Annotated in this window: 15 protein-coding genes; 11 read left to right on the plus strand and 4 right to left on the minus strand. The window is 70.0% G+C overall.

Features of this window, described 5'->3' with window-relative positions:
* Positions 1 to 48: 48 nt before the first annotated feature.
* Together ABD793_RS39955 and ABD793_RS39960 are read right to left on the minus strand one after the other, a co-directional pair.
* Positions 49 to 1,623, minus strand: a complete 1,575-nt coding sequence (locus ABD793_RS39955) for a sodium:solute symporter (protein WP_344868849.1) — start codon at positions 1,621 to 1,623, stop codon at positions 49 to 51.
* 9 nt (positions 1,624 to 1,632) lie between these two features.
* Positions 1,633 to 2,838 (minus strand): anhydro-N-acetylmuramic acid kinase, encoded by a 1,206-nt coding sequence (locus ABD793_RS39960; RefSeq protein WP_344868850.1) that lies wholly within the window; start codon positions 2,836 to 2,838, stop codon positions 1,633 to 1,635.
* A gap of 140 nt (positions 2,839 to 2,978) precedes the next feature.
* On the opposite strand from ABD793_RS39960, the gene ftsY reads away from it, so the two are divergent.
* The 7 genes from ftsY (at position 2,979) to ABD793_RS39995 (ending at position 8,567) form a co-directional block, all read left to right on the plus strand.
* The gene (gene ftsY / locus ABD793_RS39965; RefSeq protein ID WP_344868851.1) at positions 2,979 to 4,379 is read left to right on the plus strand and encodes a signal recognition particle-docking protein FtsY; all 1,401 of its coding nucleotides are present in this window, start codon (positions 2,979 to 2,981) and stop codon (positions 4,377 to 4,379) included.
* 102 nt (positions 4,380 to 4,481) lie between these two features.
* The gene (locus tag ABD793_RS39970; protein ID WP_344868852.1) at positions 4,482 to 5,102 is read left to right on the plus strand and encodes a hypothetical protein; all 621 of its coding nucleotides are present in this window, start codon (positions 4,482 to 4,484) and stop codon (positions 5,100 to 5,102) included.
* Positions 5,102 to 6,415 carry a putative T7SS-secreted protein gene (locus ABD793_RS39975; RefSeq protein ID WP_344868854.1) on the plus strand — a complete coding sequence of 438 codons (1,314 nt, stop codon included), beginning with the start codon at positions 5,102 to 5,104 and terminating at the stop codon, positions 6,413 to 6,415. Before ABD793_RS39970 ends, ABD793_RS39975 begins: the two co-directional genes overlap by 1 nt.
* 52 nt (positions 6,416 to 6,467) lie before the next feature.
* Positions 6,468 to 6,965: a hypothetical protein gene (locus ABD793_RS39980; protein ID WP_344868855.1), complete on the plus strand. Its 498-nt coding sequence runs from the start codon at positions 6,468 to 6,470 to the stop codon at positions 6,963 to 6,965.
* A complete protein-coding gene (locus tag ABD793_RS39985) occupies positions 6,962 to 7,453 on the plus strand; it encodes a YbaB/EbfC family nucleoid-associated protein (RefSeq protein WP_344868856.1) in 492 nt (163 codons plus the stop codon). The genes ABD793_RS39980 and ABD793_RS39985 overlap by 4 nt, the downstream gene beginning before the upstream one ends.
* Positions 7,450 to 8,241, plus strand: a complete 792-nt coding sequence (locus ABD793_RS39990; RefSeq protein ID WP_344868857.1) for a hypothetical protein — start codon at positions 7,450 to 7,452, stop codon at positions 8,239 to 8,241. The genes ABD793_RS39985 and ABD793_RS39990 overlap by 4 nt, the downstream gene beginning before the upstream one ends.
* Before the next feature lie 11 nt (positions 8,242 to 8,252).
* Positions 8,253 to 8,567 carry a DUF4333 domain-containing protein gene (locus tag ABD793_RS39995; RefSeq protein ID WP_344868858.1) on the plus strand — a complete coding sequence of 105 codons (315 nt, stop codon included), beginning with the start codon at positions 8,253 to 8,255 and terminating at the stop codon, positions 8,565 to 8,567.
* Positions 8,568 to 8,581: 14 nt separating this feature from the next.
* Here ABD793_RS39995 and ABD793_RS40000 read toward each other — a convergent pair whose 3' ends face one another.
* Positions 8,582 to 9,343: an IclR family transcriptional regulator gene (locus ABD793_RS40000; RefSeq protein ID WP_344868859.1), complete on the minus strand. Its 762-nt coding sequence runs from the start codon at positions 9,341 to 9,343 to the stop codon at positions 8,582 to 8,584.
* A 121-nt stretch (positions 9,344 to 9,464) separates the two neighbouring features.
* Here ABD793_RS40000 and aceB point away from each other — a divergent pair, with 121 nt between their 5' ends.
* The 3 genes from aceB to htpG are packed head-to-tail and all read left to right on the plus strand — an operon-like array spanning position 9,465 to position 14,215.
* The gene (aceB, locus tag ABD793_RS40005) at positions 9,465 to 11,039 is read left to right on the plus strand and encodes a malate synthase A (protein ID WP_344868861.1); all 1,575 of its coding nucleotides are present in this window, start codon (positions 9,465 to 9,467) and stop codon (positions 11,037 to 11,039) included.
* A complete protein-coding gene (locus tag ABD793_RS40010) occupies positions 11,039 to 12,238 on the plus strand; it encodes a DUF6986 family protein (protein ID WP_344868862.1) in 1,200 nt (399 codons plus the stop codon). Before aceB ends, ABD793_RS40010 begins: the two co-directional genes overlap by 1 nt.
* Before the next feature lie 42 nt (positions 12,239 to 12,280).
* A complete protein-coding gene (gene htpG / locus ABD793_RS40015) occupies positions 12,281 to 14,215 on the plus strand; it encodes a molecular chaperone HtpG (RefSeq protein WP_344868863.1) in 1,935 nt (644 codons plus the stop codon).
* Between the two features lie 262 nt (positions 14,216 to 14,477).
* Here the strand turns inward: htpG and ABD793_RS40020 are convergent, their stop codons facing one another.
* On the minus strand, positions 14,478 to 15,860 hold the full coding sequence (locus ABD793_RS40020) for a PucR family transcriptional regulator ligand-binding domain-containing protein (protein ID WP_344868864.1): 1,383 nt from the start codon (positions 15,858 to 15,860) through the stop codon (positions 14,478 to 14,480).
* A gap of 125 nt (positions 15,861 to 15,985) precedes the next feature.
* Between ABD793_RS40020 and ABD793_RS40025 the strand changes: the two genes are divergently transcribed.
* On the plus strand, positions 15,986 to 16,722 hold a 737-nt coding region (locus ABD793_RS40025; RefSeq protein ID WP_344868865.1), incomplete at its 3' end, for an FAD binding domain-containing protein.

Genomic DNA, 16,722 nt, shown 5'->3' on the forward strand with positions numbered 1-16,722 from the left:
GACCGGCCCCGGCACGGGTTTCCGCCCGATCGGGGGCCGGTCGCTCGGTTACTCCCGGGTGCTCGTGGCGGGCGTGCCCGCCTTTTCGAGTTCGGCCTTCGGATCCGCGTCGTGGTGGCGCAGCGCCAGCAGTCCGCCCACGATCAGCGTGATCAGCACCCCGGCGAAGGTGTACCAGTAGGTGGCCAGCGGGACGAGCGTCTTCGTCGCCGAGCCGAACTGGATGTGCACCGCCGAAGTGTCCTTGTCGAACTTGACGAACAGGATCAGGAACGCCATGCCCACCACCGAACAGGCGAACCCGATCACCGCGTCGGACTGGCGGGCCCTGCGGATGAGCAGGCCGAGGAAGAACGAGCCGAGCAGCGCGCCGTAGGTGTAGCCGACGATGCCGAGGCCCTGCTGGATCACCGGGTCCTTCGAGTTGGTGAACAGCGATGCGAAGATCGCGAACACCACCGCCCAGATCAGTGTCCACATGCGACCGTGGCGCAGCAGCTTGGCGTCCTCGATGGAGCGGTGCGTGAACCGCTGGTAGAGGTCGGCGATGGTGGAGGTGGACAGTGCGTTGAGCGCGGACGCGAGCGCGCCCATGGTCGAGGCGAGGATGCCGGCGATGAGCAGTCCGGCGAGGCCGACCGGCAGATCGTTGACGATGAAGTTGGAGAACACGTCGTCGGCGGGCATCGTGCCGTCCGCGACCGCGGTCGCGGTGGCGCCGTTCTTACCGCCGGTGAACACCCACAGCATCGCGCCGACCACCAGGAACAGCGCGAACTGCACGAACACCACGATGGACGAGCCGATCAGCGCGCGCTGGCCGTCGCGCAGGCTGCGGCACGACAGCAGCCGTCCGACGATCAGCTGGTCCGCGCCGTGCGAGGCCATGGACAGGAAGGCACCGCCGACCACCGCGCCGACGAAGGCGTACGGGCTGGTGAGGATGTTCGACGCGAAATCGGTGAGCTGGAACCGGCCCTGGCTCGAGGCGGTGGACAGCCAGCCGTCCGGCATCTTGGTGGACAGGAAGATCACCGCGCCGATTGCGCCGAGGATGTAGAGCGACCACTGGATCACGTCGACCCAGATCACCGATTTGATACCGCCGACGAATGCGTAGATCAGGGTCAGCGCGGTCAGCAGCACCACGATGTGCCAGTACGCGGTGTGGATGCCGTAGTGGTCGAGGATCGCCTTGATCGGGATCGCGCCTGCGAACAGCCGCAGGCCCTCGGCCAGCAGCCGGGTCACCACGAAGGTGACCGACGCGGTGCCCTGCAGCCCGCGGCCGAAGCGGCGGCCGAGGAATTCGTAGGCGCTCACGTAGTTCCCGCGGAAGTAGCGCGGCAGGAGCACGAAGGCGGCGATCACCCGTCCGACGATGTAGCCGAAGGCCACCTCCAGGAACAGGAACGCGCTGCCGAAGACCAGGCCCGGCGTGGAGATGACGGTGAGCGTGGACGTTTCGGTGGCCACCACCGAAAGCGTCACCGCCCACCAGGGCATGCTGCGTTCACCGACGAAGTAGTCGTTCGCGGATTTCTGTCTGCGGCCGACCAGCACGCCGATGATCGGCATCGCCGCGAGGTACACGATGACGATCACCAGATCGACGGGGTTCATGGGTTTCTCCTACCGTGATGCGCCGTTTTCCGCGACCCGGAGCCGGGTCACGGCGCCCCCCAGCGGGGCGGGAAGGGACAGGGGGTGGCGGCCCGGCGTCACCGCACCGAGCAGCCGCGGACCGCGTGCGCCGGTGGCCGACGGCCTGCTTGCGGGCACCCCGCACCAGCTCAGCCAGCCGAGCAACGCGGTCAGGTAGGCCTCCTTGCCCGCGCCGGGCAGGCCGAGGTCGTCGCTCGTGCGGAGTGCGTCGGCAGGCAGGTGCCGGGCCAGTGCGGCGATCACCGCGGGGTTCGCCACGCCGCCGCCGGAGGCCACCACGGTGGCCGCGTCGTGCCTGCGGCATTCCGCGGCGACGGTGACCGCGGTCAGTTCGGTCAGGGTGGCCAGCAGGTCTTCCGGACGCAACGGCGGCAGACCGGTCAGCGCGGCGTCGAGGTAGCCGCTGTGGAAGTGCTCCTTGCCGGTGGATTTCGGCGGGGCGGCGGAGAAGTAGGGGTCGGCGAGCAGCCGGTCCAGCAGGTCCACCCGCACCGCGCCGGCGAGCGCCAGCAGTCCGTCCACATCGGCGCTCGCCGTGCCGCCGGTCACCCGCGCGGCGGCGAGGTCGAGCAATGCGTTGGCCGGTCCGGTGTCGTAGCCGAGCACCGCGTCGCCCTCGGTGACCACGGTGATGTTCGCGATGCCACCCAGGTTCAGCGCCACGACCGGCCGCCCGGTCTGCTCGGCGAGGCCGCGCAGCCACAGCTCGTCCAGCGTGCTCGCCAGCGGGGCACCCTGCCCGCCCGCGGTGATGTCGCGGATGCGCAGGTCCGCGATCACCGGGACCCCGGTGCGCTCGGCGATCCAGGCCGGCTGCCCCAGCTGCAGGGTGCCGAGTGCGACGCCGTTTTCGACCCAGTGGAAGACGGTCTGGCCGAGCGAGGAGATGACGTCCACCGGCCCGTGTTCGGCGATCCCGCGCTCGGCGGCTTCGGCGAAGGACTGGCCGACGCGGGTGTCGAGCATGGTCAGCGCGCCGGCACTGCTCGGCCGTGGCGGCAGCGCGTCGAGCAGCGCGGTCCGCAGCCCGGCGGGGTAGGGCACGTCGAGTGTGCCGAGCGGGGTGAGCACCACGGTCTGCTCTTCGGCGTGCAACTCGGCAACGGCGACGTCGATGCCGTCGACCGAGGTCCCGGACTGCAGCCCGAGGACGCGGAAGCGGTGGCTGGTCATCCGGAGTGGTTTAGTCAAGCCGCCCCGGCGACGCAAGCTGCGCCGTGAAGTCTTGGCCGAATCGGAACCCTCCGGGTTATCTCTTGGCGCCAGGTGTGGGGCGTCCGGGCGGCCCGCGGCGCGGATGACAGGATGGTGCCGTGTCGAGCACTTGGTTCTGGATCGTCATCGCCATCGTCGTGGTACTGGTCGCCGTGCTGGTGACGGGCCTGCTCATCGCGCGACGGCGGCGGATCAGCATCGCCGAAGCCCGCGCGGTCGAGGAGAAGCCGAAGGGCGGCGGGTACACCGCTGCCGGCGGGATCACCTTCGCCCCCGGCGGGGAGGCCGAACCGGCGGAGCCGGAGCCGCATCCGGTGGCGGAGCGCCCGGAGGTCGACGGGCAGCCGGGCGTCGGCGACGACGCCGCGGTCCCGCGGGATTCCGACCAGCGTTCGGTACGCGACGTCAAGCTGCCCGAACCGGAGGAGGCGGCCCCGGAGGCGGCCGACCCCGGCACCGTGGAGCCGATCGAGCCGGTGGACACCGATGCTCCGGTCGCCCCGGCCGAAGCCGCCGAGACCGTCGAACCCGTCGACACTGCCGGGGCCCCGGAGCGGGACGAGATCGACCCCGCGACCGGTCGGCTGGAGCGGCTGCGCGGACGGTTGTCGAAGTCGCGCTCGATGTTCGGGCAGAGCCTGCTCGGCCTGCTCGGCGGTGGCGACCTCGACGAGGACTCGTGGCAGGACGTGGAGGACATGCTGCTGGTCGCCGACCTCGGAGCGGCCACCACGACGCAGATCGTGGAACGGCTGCGGGACGAACTCGGCCGCCGCGCGGTGCGCAGTTCCGCCGAGGCCCGCGACGTGCTGCGCGAGGTGCTGACCGCCGAGCTGTCCACCGACGCCCAGCGCTCCGTGCGCGCGCTGCCGCACGAGGTGGACGGGGCGAAGCAGCCCGCGGTCGTCCTCGTCGCCGGGGTGAACGGCACCGGAAAGACGACCACGACCGGCAAACTGGCCAGGGTCCTGGTGGCACAGGGCGGCACGGTGGTGCTCGGTGCGGCGGACACGTTCCGCGCGGCGGCCGCCGACCAGTTGCAGACCTGGGCCGAGCGCGTGGGCGCTTCGGTGGTGCGCGGCAAGGAAGGCGCGGATCCGGCGGCGGTCGCCTTCGACGCGGTGAAGCAGGGCATCACCGAGGGCGTCGACGCGGTCCTGGTGGACACCGCGGGACGGCTGCACACGAAGACCGGCCTGATGGACGAGCTGGGCAAGGTCAAGCGCGTGGTGGAGAAGCAGGCGCGGGTGGACGAGGTGCTGCTCGTGCTCGACGCCACCACCGGGCAGAACGGCCTCGCCCAGGCACGGGTGTTCGCCGAGGTGATCGACGTGACCGGGATCGTGCTGACCAAACTGGACGGCACCGCCAAGGGCGGCATCGTGTTCCAGGTCCAGCGCGAACTCGGCGTGCCGGTGAAGCTGGTCGGGCTCGGCGAGGGCCCGGACGATCTGGCCCCGTTCGAACCCGGCGCGTTCGTGGACGCCTTGCTGGGCTGACCCGAACGGGTGATCACGGGATAATCCACCCATAGTTCCCCTCGGCTTCTGCCAGGTTTGATCACTGATGATGATCAACCGGTAATCGAGGGGTTCGAGGGGATGACTGGTGGTTTCGGCACGGTGCCGGAAGAGCTCACCGATGCGGCGAATCACATCGGGGACGTGGTGGGCCGGGTCGGTGAACTGCCGTGGCCCGGCCCGAGCGGCGACTACGGGCACCCCGGCGTGCAGCAGGGCTGGCGCTCGTTCATCGAGGACACCGAGTCGGTCGTCGACGGGCTGATCGAGCAGGCCAGGGAGCACGGCGAAGCGCTGCGCCGGGCGGCGAGCTGGTACCTGCTCGGCGACGAGCAGGCCGAAGGCGAGATCGGCAAGGCCGGCGCCGGTGTCCTCGACCCGTTGGGCTCCGGTGGTGCAACGAAGATCGGCGCCGGTGTGCTGAACCCGCTGGGGTCCGCCGGCGAGGCGAAGATCGGTGCCGGGCTGAACGGCGTGCCGGGCGGCGGGTTCACCGGCGGTCTCACCCCGGCACAGCTGGACGAACGGCTCGGCAGGCAGGCGGATCCGGACGGCGGGTGGTCCGGCGAGGCGACCGGCCGGATCAGCGGGTCGATCGACGACGGCCCCGCGGGCGTGATGAGTCCGCAGCGGTCCCGGGAGCTGTTTCCCGGGGCGAGTGCCGAAGCAGGCGAACCCGGCGCCGAAGGGCCGGTGTTCTGATGGCGGCCGAGCTGGGGGAGACGCGCAACCCCAAGGATCTCGTCCCCGGCGAACCGCAGCTCATCTCCGGCGATCTCAAGCAGCTCGCCGGCACCATCCAGAAGATGGCAGGCATCGCCGACGAGCTCGCCGGGGTCAACCCCGCGCAGTGGACCGGCGCCGCTGCCGACGAGTTCCGCCAGAAGTTCGGTGCGGAGCCGAAGAAGTGGCTGGACGCCATCGGTTCACTCGGCGAAGGCGCTTCGGCGCTGGCCGACTACGGCGAAGCGCTCACCAAGAGCCAGTCCGACGCGCAACGCGCGATCGAGATGTACACCCAGGGACAGGCCGCGACCCGGGCGGCCACCGCGCAGTGGAACGCACAGCTGGTCCAATCGATCGCCACCGGCGGACCGATGCCGCCGTTCACCGACCCCGGCCGGGCCGCGACACAGCAAGCCGAACAGCTCCTCGCCGGCGCACGCCGCGCCCTCGAAACGACCGGCGACGAGGTCGCGAAGAAGCTGGGCTACCAGAAGGATTCGGGCGGCGGCTTCACGAAGGAGTGGAGCACGGAGTTCACCAAGGGCAAGAGCCGCGAGGTTTCCTGGGGCTCCGGGCAGTCCGACGGGATGCTCACCGACAAGCTGGGCGGCTTGCTCGAGGAGCTCGGCATCGACACCGACGAGAGCACGACGTCCGCTTCCGCCGGGGTCTCCGTGCTCGACGGATCGGTGGACGGCAAGTTCGGCGACGGAACGTTCGGCGGCAGCGGGAAGCTCGACGGCGCGGTGCTCGGCGCCGGTGCGGGGGCGCATGCCGGCGCGAGCAATCTGGGGGTCAACGCGGGTGCGTTCGCGGAGGCCTACGCGGCCAAGGGCAGCGCGGAGGGCGAGCTGCACTACGGTGACCACGTTTCGGTGCAGGGCAGTGCGTCGGGCGAGATCGGTGCCAAGGCGTCCGCGGAGGGCTCGGTCGGCTGGACCGGGGCGCAAGGGAAGGTCGAGGCGTTCGGGGGCGGCCGGGTCCAGGCCGACGTCAGCGGCGAGGTCGCCGGTGTCACCGCCGGTGCGCACGGTGAGGCCTGGGCCGGATTCGGGGCCGAAGCGAGTGGCCAGTTCGGCATGGGCGACGACGGGAAGTTCCACATCGGCGCTTCGCTCGGCGTGGCCGTCGGGATCGGCGGCAAGGCCGGGTTCGACCTCAGCTTCGACCCGGTCGAAGTCGCCGATACCGTGCAGGACGTTGCCGATGACGTGGCCGGCGTGGCTTCCGACGTGGGCAACGGCATAGCCGACGCAGCCGGCGCCGTTGGCGATTTCCTCGGCTTCTGACCTCCGGCAGTGGCAGATTCCGCTTAGACACAGCAGATTCGGAGCAGACACAGTGGCAGGCACTCTTCCCGTCCCGATCGTGTTCGAGTTGCCGGACGGGTGGCGATCGGTTCCCCCCGACGAGGTCGGTACCCCCGAGGCGGCGTTCGTGGCGTTGCACCCCGGGTCGGCGCGTGAAGGATTCACCGCGAACATCGCGATCACCGGTGAGATCCGGCACGACGACGCACCGCTCACCGCGGTCGGCGACGAGGCGGTCGAGAACCTGCGCCGGGCCGGTGCGGAGGGCGTGCAACTCGGTCGTCGCAACGAGGTCGGGTCCGCGCAGAACCCCGGCCTGACCCAGGCCGTGCGGCTGATCGCCGGAATCAACGGCCGCCGGCTGGAACTGGTGCAGTTCCAGGTGTTCATGGTGCTGCGCGATCAGCGGGAGCCGGGGCGGCGGGCGGTACTGCACGTCGTGCTGTCGGCATTGCTGCAGGACCAGTTCGAGCACGTCATCGACGATTTCCAGAAGTTCCTCGGCACGATCAAGCCGGAGCAGGCATGAACGAAACAGCACGGCAGCTGCTGTCGCGCATCGAAGCGATCGACGCCTCCGCCGCGGACAACCGCCTGCGCGCGGAGGCTTATCAGCGCGTGGTGGGCGAGCTGAAGGACGTTTCGGGGCGGGCGACGTCGCCGGACGGCGTGGTCACCGTGATTGCCGGTCCGGGTGGGGTGATTTCGTCGGTCACCTTCACCGAGCGGGCCGGCGAAACCGACCCGTCGGTGCTGTCCGCGGACGTCATGCGGGCGATCGGCCAGGCGCAGGCCGCCGCGGCGCGGACGCAGGCCGACGTCGTGCGGCGGGGCTTGGGCGACACCGAATTGCTCGACCGGGTACTCGACTCCGACGAGCGGTTGTTCGGCGCTGCCCGGCCGGATTCCGTGGCGCCGCCGGCCCCGGTGCCGGCGAGTGCGCAACCGGACGTGGTGGATGAGGAGTACTTCGAGGAATTCGATTTGTTCGACGACGATGATGAGCCCGCGCGGTGAGCGTCGCGCTCATCCTGACCAGCACCATCGGTGGCACGCTGGTGTTTGCCGGTCTGATGGTCTGGTTCTTCATCTGGAACAGTCGTTCCGGCAAGCGCGCCGAGGCGCGTGCGTTGGCCCGGTTGCGGGAGGAAGGGCCCCGGCGGGGCTGGCGGTTCGACGTACGCAACGACGCCTTCTGCGACTATTACAACGAGGCGGTCAACGCGCCTTCGGACTATTGGCGAAGTGATCGCACGATCGTGGACGCGGCGCTCATCCCGCGGGATCCGTTCTACCGGCCGCCCCGGGCGATCAAGGCGCGCAATGTCATTACCGGGATGCACCGGGGCCGTCCGTTCCTCGCTGCGGAATTCTACCGGCGGCACCGGGCGGACAACGGCTGGACGAGAGAGATCTGGGTACGCCTTCCGCGGAATTGCCCGCCGCTGCGGGTACGGGTGGGGGTTCCGCTCGCGAGCCGGATCAATCAGTCGATCGGGCGCGGTGACCTGCAGACCGGCGACCGGGAATTCGACGATCGATTCGAGGTCGCCGCTGCCGACGAGCGGTTCGCCCGTGCGGTGCTGACCCCGCCGGTGACCCATTTCCTGAAGACCGATCCGCGAAAGTTCAAGGGCTTCTTGATCAACGGCCCGAACCTCGATTTCCTGGACCCGTTCTACCGGAACAGCGATCCCGCAAAACCAACGTCTTCATTCGATCACCGTGATCCCGATCTGCTCATTCCCGCACTGGATCTCCGGTGCGATCTGCTCGATCTGATTCCCCGTTCCGTCTTGGCCTGAGGAGGCTTGCTGTGTTCCGTCGTGCGGTGCTGGCTGTGGGTATGGCCGCGGTGGTGCTGGCCGGGTGTTCGGCGCAGGTCGAGGTCAAGCGGCAGGTGGCGAAGGCCGAATTCGAGAAGGGGATTTCCGACGCGCTCGAGCAGTCGATCGGGCAGCGGCCGGATGCGATCGTGTGCCCGGGGCCGATCGATGCCGTGCCGAACAAGCAGATGCGGTGTCAGCTGGTGAGCGGGTCCGTGAAGTTCGGCCTCACAGCCACCATCCGGTCGGTCGACGGCAGCGACGTGCGGTACGGCGTCAAAGTGGACGACAAGCCGCTGTCGTGACGCCGCGAGCGCGGTCAGCTGACCGGCAGCTGCTGCGAAAGCCGGTCCGCGATCTTCTGCACCACCGGCGCGAGGTGCGCGACCGCCTCCGCGGTGAGCCTGCCGGACGGGCCGGACACCGACACCGCGGCCGGTACCGGTGCGCCGGGCACCGCGACCGCGATGCAGCGGACGCCCAGTTCCTGCTCGGCCTCGTCGAGGGCGTAGCCCTGGCCGGTGATCTTCTTCAGCTCGGCTGCCAGCGCGTCCGGATCGGTGAAGGTGTGCTCGGTGTAGGCGGGCATGCCGGTGCGGGCCAGCAGCGCGGCGACGTCGGCGGCGGGAAGCTGCGCCAGCATCGCCTTGCCGACGCCGGTGCCGTGCGGCAGCAGCCGGCGGCCCACCTCGGTGAACATCCGCATCGAATGCTTCGACGGCACCTGCGCCACGTACACCACTTCGTCGCGTTCCAGCACGGCCAGGTTCGCCGTCTCGCCGACCTCCTCGACCAGCTCCGCCAGCAGCGGCCGCGCCCACGACCCGAACTGCATGCTGGCGTTCTCGCCGAGCCGGATCAGCCGGGCGCCCAGTGCGTAGTGCCGGTTGCTGTTCTGCCGGACGTACCCGAGGTCGACCAGTGTGCGGATCAGCCGGTGGATGGTCGGCATCGGCAGCCCGGACAGGGTGGCCAGTTCCGACAGGCTGGCCTCGCCGCCCGTGTCCGCCAGGTGCTCCAGCAGCTCGAACGCACGCTGCAGGGACTGCACGCCGCCGTCCCGTCCGCTCTTCTCCGCCACCGGTGGTCCTCCTCACAGCTGCACTGCCTACGATCGTTTGAGCTTCCGCTATGCAGAAACTATAGTCCGTGATGTAAAAACCGTAGGGACGTTATCCAACGCACGACTCGGGGTGTTTCGCATGTCTGAAGCCCAGGTTCTCGGCGGATCGGTCGAGCGCGGGGACGAGATCCTGACGCCGGAGGCGCTCGCCTTCGTGGCGGGGCTGCACGACGCCTTCGCCGCGCGCCGGGACGAGCTGCTCGCCGCCCGCGGCAAGCGCCGGGAGGAAGCCAGGACCACCGGCAGGCTCGATTTCCTGCCGGAGACCAAGGAGATCCGCGAAGGTGACTGGCAGGTCGCCGAGGCTCCCGCCGCACTGCGCGACCGCCGGACCGAGATCACCGGCCCGACCGATCGCAAGATGACCATCAACGCACTGAACTCCGGTGCCAAGGTGTGGCTCGCCGACTTCGAGGACGCGAACACGCCGCACTGGGCCAACGTCGTCGGCGGCCAGGTCAACCTGCGCGACGCGGTCCGCGGCGCGATCACGCTCGAGCAGAACGGCAAGCACTACGCACTGCGCGACGACGTCGAGCACGCCACCATCGTGGTCCGTCCGCGGGGCTGGCACCTCGACGAGCGCAACCTCGGCTTCGGCGGGCGCAAGGCGGTCGGCGCGCTGGTCGACTTCGGGTTCTACTTCTTCCACAACGTGCGTGCGCTGCTGGCCGCCGACAAGGGTCCGTACTTCTACCTGCCCAAGATGGAGAGCCACCTCGAAGCGCGGCTGTGGAACGACGTGTTCAGCCACGCGGAGAAGGAGCTCGGCATCGAGCACGGCACCATCCGCGCCACCGTGCTGATCGAGACCATCCCGGCGGCGTTCGAGATGGAGGAGATCCTCTACGAACTGCGCGAGCACGCGTCGGGCCTCAACGCGGGCCGCTGGGACTACCTGTTCAGCGTGATCAAGTACTTCCGCGACGCAGGTGAGAAGTTCGTGCTGCCGGACCGCAACTCGGTCACCATGACCGCGCCGTTCATGCGGGCCTACACCGAACTGCTGGTGCGCACCTGCCACAAACGCGGCGCGTTCGCGATCGGCGGGATGGCCGCGTTCATCCCGAGCAAGGACCCGGAGACGAACAAGGGCGCCTTCGACAAGGTGCATGCGGACAAGTCGCGCGAGGCGACCGACGGCTTCGACGGATCCTGGGTCGCGCACCCGGGCATGGTCGAGCTGTGCAAGGAAGAGTTCGACAAGGTGCTCGGTGACCAGCCGAACCAGCTGGAGCGCACCCGCGACGAGGTGAGCGTGACCGCCGACCAGCTGCTCGACGTCGCGTCGACGCCCGGCAGCGCCACCGCCGCCGGGCTGCGGGCCGCCGTCGACGTCGGTGTCCGCTACATCGCCTCCTGGCTGGGCGGCAACGGTGCGGCGGCCATCCACAACCTGATGGAAGACGCCGCCACGGCGGAGATCTCGCGGTCGCAGGTGTGGCAGTGGGTGAAGAACGGCACGCAGCTGGACAACGGCGAGAAGGTCACCGCGGAGCTGGTGCGCGGGGTCGTCGCCGAGGTGCGCGGTGAGCTGTCCGCGGAGGTTCCCGAAGAGCTGCTGAAGCCGGCCGTCGAGCTGTTCGAGCAGGTCGCGCTTGCCGACGAGTTCCCGGACTTCCTGACCCTGCCTGCCTACGAGCACATCCAGTAATGGCAGGACGGCTCACCGAGGACGTCTACACCGCAGCCGACGCGCGCCTGGCCGAGGCCGACGCGCGCGTCGCGGCCCGCTACCCCGGTGAGCCGCCGGGGCGCCGGCCCGTGCACACGGTGTACGTGCCGGCGTCGCAGTACCGCACGCGCCTGGTCGCCGACTGGGGCAAGCAGGCGATGCGGGTGTTCGTGGAGCACGAGGACCTGCTGAACCTCGATCCGGATGTGGCCGAGCGCGTGCGTGCGAAGCTGCTCACCGAACCGATCGAAGATCTGCGGATCGATTTCGAGGACGGTTACGGCCGTCCGGATGACGACGTCGAGGACGCCGCCGCGCTGGCCGCCGGGCGCACGCTCGCGACCACCGGCGGCACTCCGTTCGTCGGCATCCGTTTCAAGAGCTTCGAGGCCGCGACGCGGCGCCGGGGCATCCGCACCCTCGACCTGTTCCTGTCCGGCCTGCTGGAGGCGGGGCCGCTGCCCGCCGGGTTCGTGGTGACGCTGCCGAAGGTCACCGCGGTGGAGCAGGTCGAGGCGGCCGCGGACGTGCTCGCCGGGCTGGAATCGGCGTACGGACTGACCGAGGGCGCGCTGCGGTTCGAGGTGCAGATCGAGACCGCGCAGTCGATCCTCGCCACGGACGGCACGGTTTCGGTGGCGCGGATCATCCAGGCCGCGGCCGGACGCTGTTCCGGACTGCACTACGGCACCTACGACTACAGCGCCGGCCTCGGCATCAGCGCGGCGCACCAGAGCATGGCGCATCCGGCTGCCGACTTCGCGAAGCAGTTCATGCAGGTCGCGGCGGCAGGCACCGGGGTGCGGCTGTCCGACGGTTCGACCAACCGGCTGCCGGTGGGCGAGGATCTGGCCGGCGCGTGGGCGGAGCACCTGCGGCTGGTGCGCCGTTCCCTGGAGAACGGCTTCTACCAGGGCTGGGACCTGCACCCGCACCAGCTGCCGACCCGGTTCGCCGCGACCTACGCCTTCTACCGCGAAGGGCTGCCGTCCGCGGCCCAGCGGCTGCGGGACTACGCGTCCCGGACCGCGGGCGGGGTGCTGGACGAACCGGCCACGGCCGAGGCACTCGCCCGGTACCTCCTCGGCGGTTTCCACTGCGGCGCGCTCGCGGAGCGGGAGTTGCCGTTCGAGGTGGCAACCCTGGATGCCTACGCCCGCCGTGCGGTACGCGGGTAGACTTCCGGCCGGTCTTTCAGGGGCGGAAGGAAACGCAACACGATGGTTGAGGAAACCGGATCGGTCGAGACTCTCGAGTTCCAGTCCGAGGCACGCCAGCTGCTGCAGCTGATGATCCATTCGATCTACTCGAACAAGGACATCTTCCTGCGCGAGCTGGTGTCCAATGCCTCCGACGCACTCGACAAGCTGCGGCTGGAGGCATTCCGCGACAAGGAACTACAGGCGGACACCGACGATCTGCACGTCGAGATCCAGCTGGACGAACAGGCGCGCACGGTCACCGTGCGCGACAACGGCATCGGCATGAGCCGGGACGACGTGGTGGCACTGATCGGCACCATCGCCAAATCCGGCACCGCGGAGTTCCTGCGCAAGCTCAAGGAGTCGAAGGAAGAGTCGAAGGGCACCGTCGGCCAGGATCTGATCGGCCAGTTCGGCGTCGGGTTCTACTCCAGCTTCATGGTCGCGGACAAGGTCACCCTGGTGAGCAGGCGCGCGGGCACCGACGAAGGCGTGCGCTGGGAGTCCTCCGGTGAGGGCACCTACACCATCGAGCCGGTGGCCGACGCGCCGCAGGGCACCGCCGTCACGCTGCACCTCAAGCCCGCCGACGACGAGGACCACCTCTACGACTACACGTCGCCGTGGAAGGTCCGCGAGATCGTCAAGCGCTACTCCGACTTCATCACCTGGCCGGTCCGGATGGCCAAGACCGGCTCGGGCGACTCGGCCGACGCGGATGCGGAAGGCGCCGAGGCGGCCGCCACCGAACTCGAGACCGTCAACTCGATGAAGGCGCTCTGGGCGCGGTCGAAGGACGAGGTCTCCGACGAGGAGTACCACGAGTTCTACAAGCACATCAGCCACGACTGGAGCGATCCGCTGGAGACCGTGCGGATGCAGGCCGAGGGTACCTTCGAGTACCAGGCGCTGCTGTTCCTGCCGTCGCGGGCGCCGGTGGACCTGTTCATGCGGGACGCGAAGCGCGGCGTGCAGCTCTACGTCAAGCGCGTGTTCATCATGGACGACTGCGAAGCGCTGATGCCGAACTACCTGCGCTTCGTCAAGGGTGTCGTGGACGCGCAGGACCTTTCGCTGAACGTCTCGCGCGAGATCCTGCAGCAGGACCGCCAGATCCGCGCCATCCGGCGGCGGCTGGAGAAGAAGATCCTCTCCACGCTGAAGACGATGATGACCGAGGACGCGGAGAAGTACGAGACGTTCTGGCGCGAGTTCGGCCGTGCGGTCAAGGAAGGGCTGCTCGACGATCCGGAGAACCGCGAGCAGATCCTGGAGATCTCGTCGTTCGCCTCGACGAACCACGCGACCAAGGAGACCTCGCTGCGCGACTACCTCTCGCGGATGAAGGACGGCCAGGAGCACATCTACTACGCGACCGGTGAATCGCGCACCACGATCGAGAACTCGCCGCATCTGGAGGCGTTCGCCGCCAAGGGCTACGAGGTGCTGATCCTCACCGACCCGGTCGACGAGATGTGGGTCGATGCGGTCACCGGCTTCGACGGCAAGAGCTTCCAGTCGGTGGCCAAGGGCGAGGTCGACCTCGGCGACGACAAGACCTCCGACGAGCAGAAGGCGGAGTACGCCGACCTGCTGAAGTGGATGTCGGCGACGCTGTCGGAGACGGTCAAGGAGGTCCGCCTGTCGTCGCGGCTGACCACCTCGCCCTCCTGCGTGGTCGGCGACGCCGGCGACCTCACGCCGACGCTGGAGAAGATGTACCGCGCGATGGGCCAGGAACTCCCGCCGGTGAAGCGGATCCTGGAGCTGAACCCGGAACACCCGCTGGTGGCAGGTCTGCGCAAGGCGTACGCGGAGAACCCGGCCGAGGGCGCGCTGGCGGAGACGGCGGAACTGCTGCACGGTATGGCACTGCTGGCCGAGGGCGGCGAGCTGAGCGAGCCGAGCCGGTTCCTCAACCTGGTGGCCGACCGCGCGGCGAAGGCGCTCTGAGATCCCCTCCGGTGGTGGCGCGGTCGTCACCACCGGAGGGTCGGCGCAGGCCGGGGAGTCCGACCCGGGCGAAGACCGGATGCGTTCCGGTGGCAGCCGCCGCATGCTCCGGGTACCCGGGACGGGCAGGGAGATGGCGCTCGGCGAGGGACAGGCCGGGATCGGCGATGCGATCCGCCGCTGCGCCGGCCTTGTCCGCGTAATCCGCCCGCTGCTGCCGGACGCGGCGGTGGTTTTCACTCGCCGTCCTCTGCTCGGTCCGCTATTGCGCGGTCAACGCGAGGTAGACCTCGACCTGGGTGGTGAACTCGCCCAGGTCGGCGCCGAGCAGTTCGGCGGCTCGGCCGATCCGGTAGCGCAGCGTGTTCACGTGGATGTGCAGTGCTTTCGCGGCACGGGTCGGCGAGCCGGAGCACTCCAGGAACACCCGCACGGTCCGCACGAGGTCCGAATGCTGCTCGGCGTCGTAGTCCAGCAGCGGGCCGAGCAACCGGCGCCGTAACGCGCCCCGCAGTTCCGCGGACGCGCCGGCCAGCAGCAGCTGGTGCACACCCACCTCGTCGGCGGGGACCACGACGGCGGGGCCGGGCCGTGCGGCGGCGAGGGTCAGCGCGTGCCGGGCGACTTCCAGTGCGCCGTCCGCTTCGGCGGCGGGCATCGCGTCGGCGAAGCCCGCCACGACGCGCGAAGCACGCAGCAAAGGTTCCACTGTGGACAGTGCGGCGGCCGCGGCGGCCGCCCAGCCGTCGGGCCAGACCGGGCCGGGGACCAGTGCGAAGGCCTCGCTCGCGTCCGTCCTGGCGAAGGCGAACGGGCCGGGGGCGAGCAGCTCGGACAGAACATCGGCGGCCTCGTCCGAGCCTTCGGTGCGCAGGGCGATCGCGCGGACCGGACCTTCGGTGACGGCGGCCGGTTCGTGCCTCGTGCGGGCTCGGGCGAGGCCGATCAACCCGGCCAGTTCTTCGGCAAGCTCGGCGTGCGCACCGCTCAGCGGGCCCGCCACGGCGAGCAGCCACGGCACCGCGTGTCTGCCTTCGACCGGGAGCACGCTGAGCCCGCCGGCCGCGGTGGGCCGGCCGTGCGCGGTGGCGAAACGGCGGGCCGGTTCGGCCGGGTCGATCGGCAGCGGGGCGGTCCCGGCGACCACCCTGGGCACCGCGGAGAGCACCCAGCATGCGGTGCCCAGTTCCGCGGCGGCGCGATCGAGCAGGCCGGGCACCGGCGTGCCTTCGGCAGCGGCGGTGAGCAAGCGTTTGCGTGCCCCGTCCGCAGCGGTGGCGAGGGCGAGCACCACCCGTTCGGTGACGACCGCGAACGACAGGTCCGGCGGCACTTCCAGCAGCGGGACCCGGTGCCTGCCGCAGGCGGCGACGAGATCGTCCGGGATACCGCCCGAATCCGCGCCGGAGGCGGCCAGCGCGGCGGCCCCGGCTTCGGCGAGTGCGGCCACGAACGGCTCCGCGTCCCCCGGCTCCCGCCACCACAGCAGTCCGGACAGCACCAGCTCACCCGCGCTCAGGTAGCGGCCGGGGTCGGGCAGCTCGGTCACGTAGAGCCGGGTCACCGGCCGGTCGAGCAGCTCTTCCCCGGTGCTCGGGTGCCGCCGCAGGCCGGGCAGGCCCAGCAGAGTTCGCACGGTCGTCATCAGGCTTGTAGGAAAGCACAAACGGGTGGTCTCGCGCTGCGCCCGCTTTCATGGCGCGCCGCCGTTGCCGAGTGCCGCGCGTTCGGCGTGTACTGGGTTCTCCCCCCGAGAGGAGGAGCCCGCACGTGGAGTTCCTGCGTCCCGATTCGCTCGCCGGAGCACTCGGCGAGCTGGCCGCCCACCCGGCGGCGGTGCCGATCGCCGGGGGCACGGACGTGATGGTCGAGCTGAACTTCGACCATCGACGGCCCGGTGAGCTGCTCGACCTGACCAGGGTGCCGGAGCTGGCGGAGTGGTCCATTTCCGGCGGCGAGGTCCGGCTCGGCGCGGCAGTGCCCTACGCACGGGTCATCACCGAGCTGGGGGACCGGCTGCCGGGGCTGGCGATGGCTTCGCGCACGGTCGGTTCGCCGCAGATCCGCAACCGGGGCACGGTCGGCGGGAACCTGGGTGCCGCCTCGCCGGCCGGGGACATGCATCCGGTGCTGCTGGCACTCGGCGGCCGGGTGGAGGTGGCCTCGACGCGGGGCACCCGGGTCGTTCCGGCGGAGGAGTTCTACCTCGGGGTGAAGCGGAACGCGTTGGAGCCGGGGGAATTGATCACCGCGGTGTACCTGCCCGCGGACGCCGGACCGCAGCAGTTCAGCAAGGTCGGTACGCGTAATGCGATGGTGATCGCCGTGTGCTCCTTCGCCTTGGTGCTGAGCCCTGAGCACCGGACGGTGCGTGCCGCGCTCGGTTCGGCTGCTCCGACGCCGCGGCGGGCGGTGGCGGCGGAGGAGTTCGTGTCGGGGGAGTTGTCGTGGGATCGGCCGGTTGCGTTGGCTGATTCGGTGCGGTGGCGGTTTGGTGAGCTGGTGGC

It is taken from the genome of Amycolatopsis ultiminotia (assembly GCF_039536925.1).
In the GTDB taxonomy this organism is placed as follows: Bacteria; Actinomycetota; Actinomycetes; order Mycobacteriales; family Pseudonocardiaceae; genus Amycolatopsis; species Amycolatopsis ultiminotia.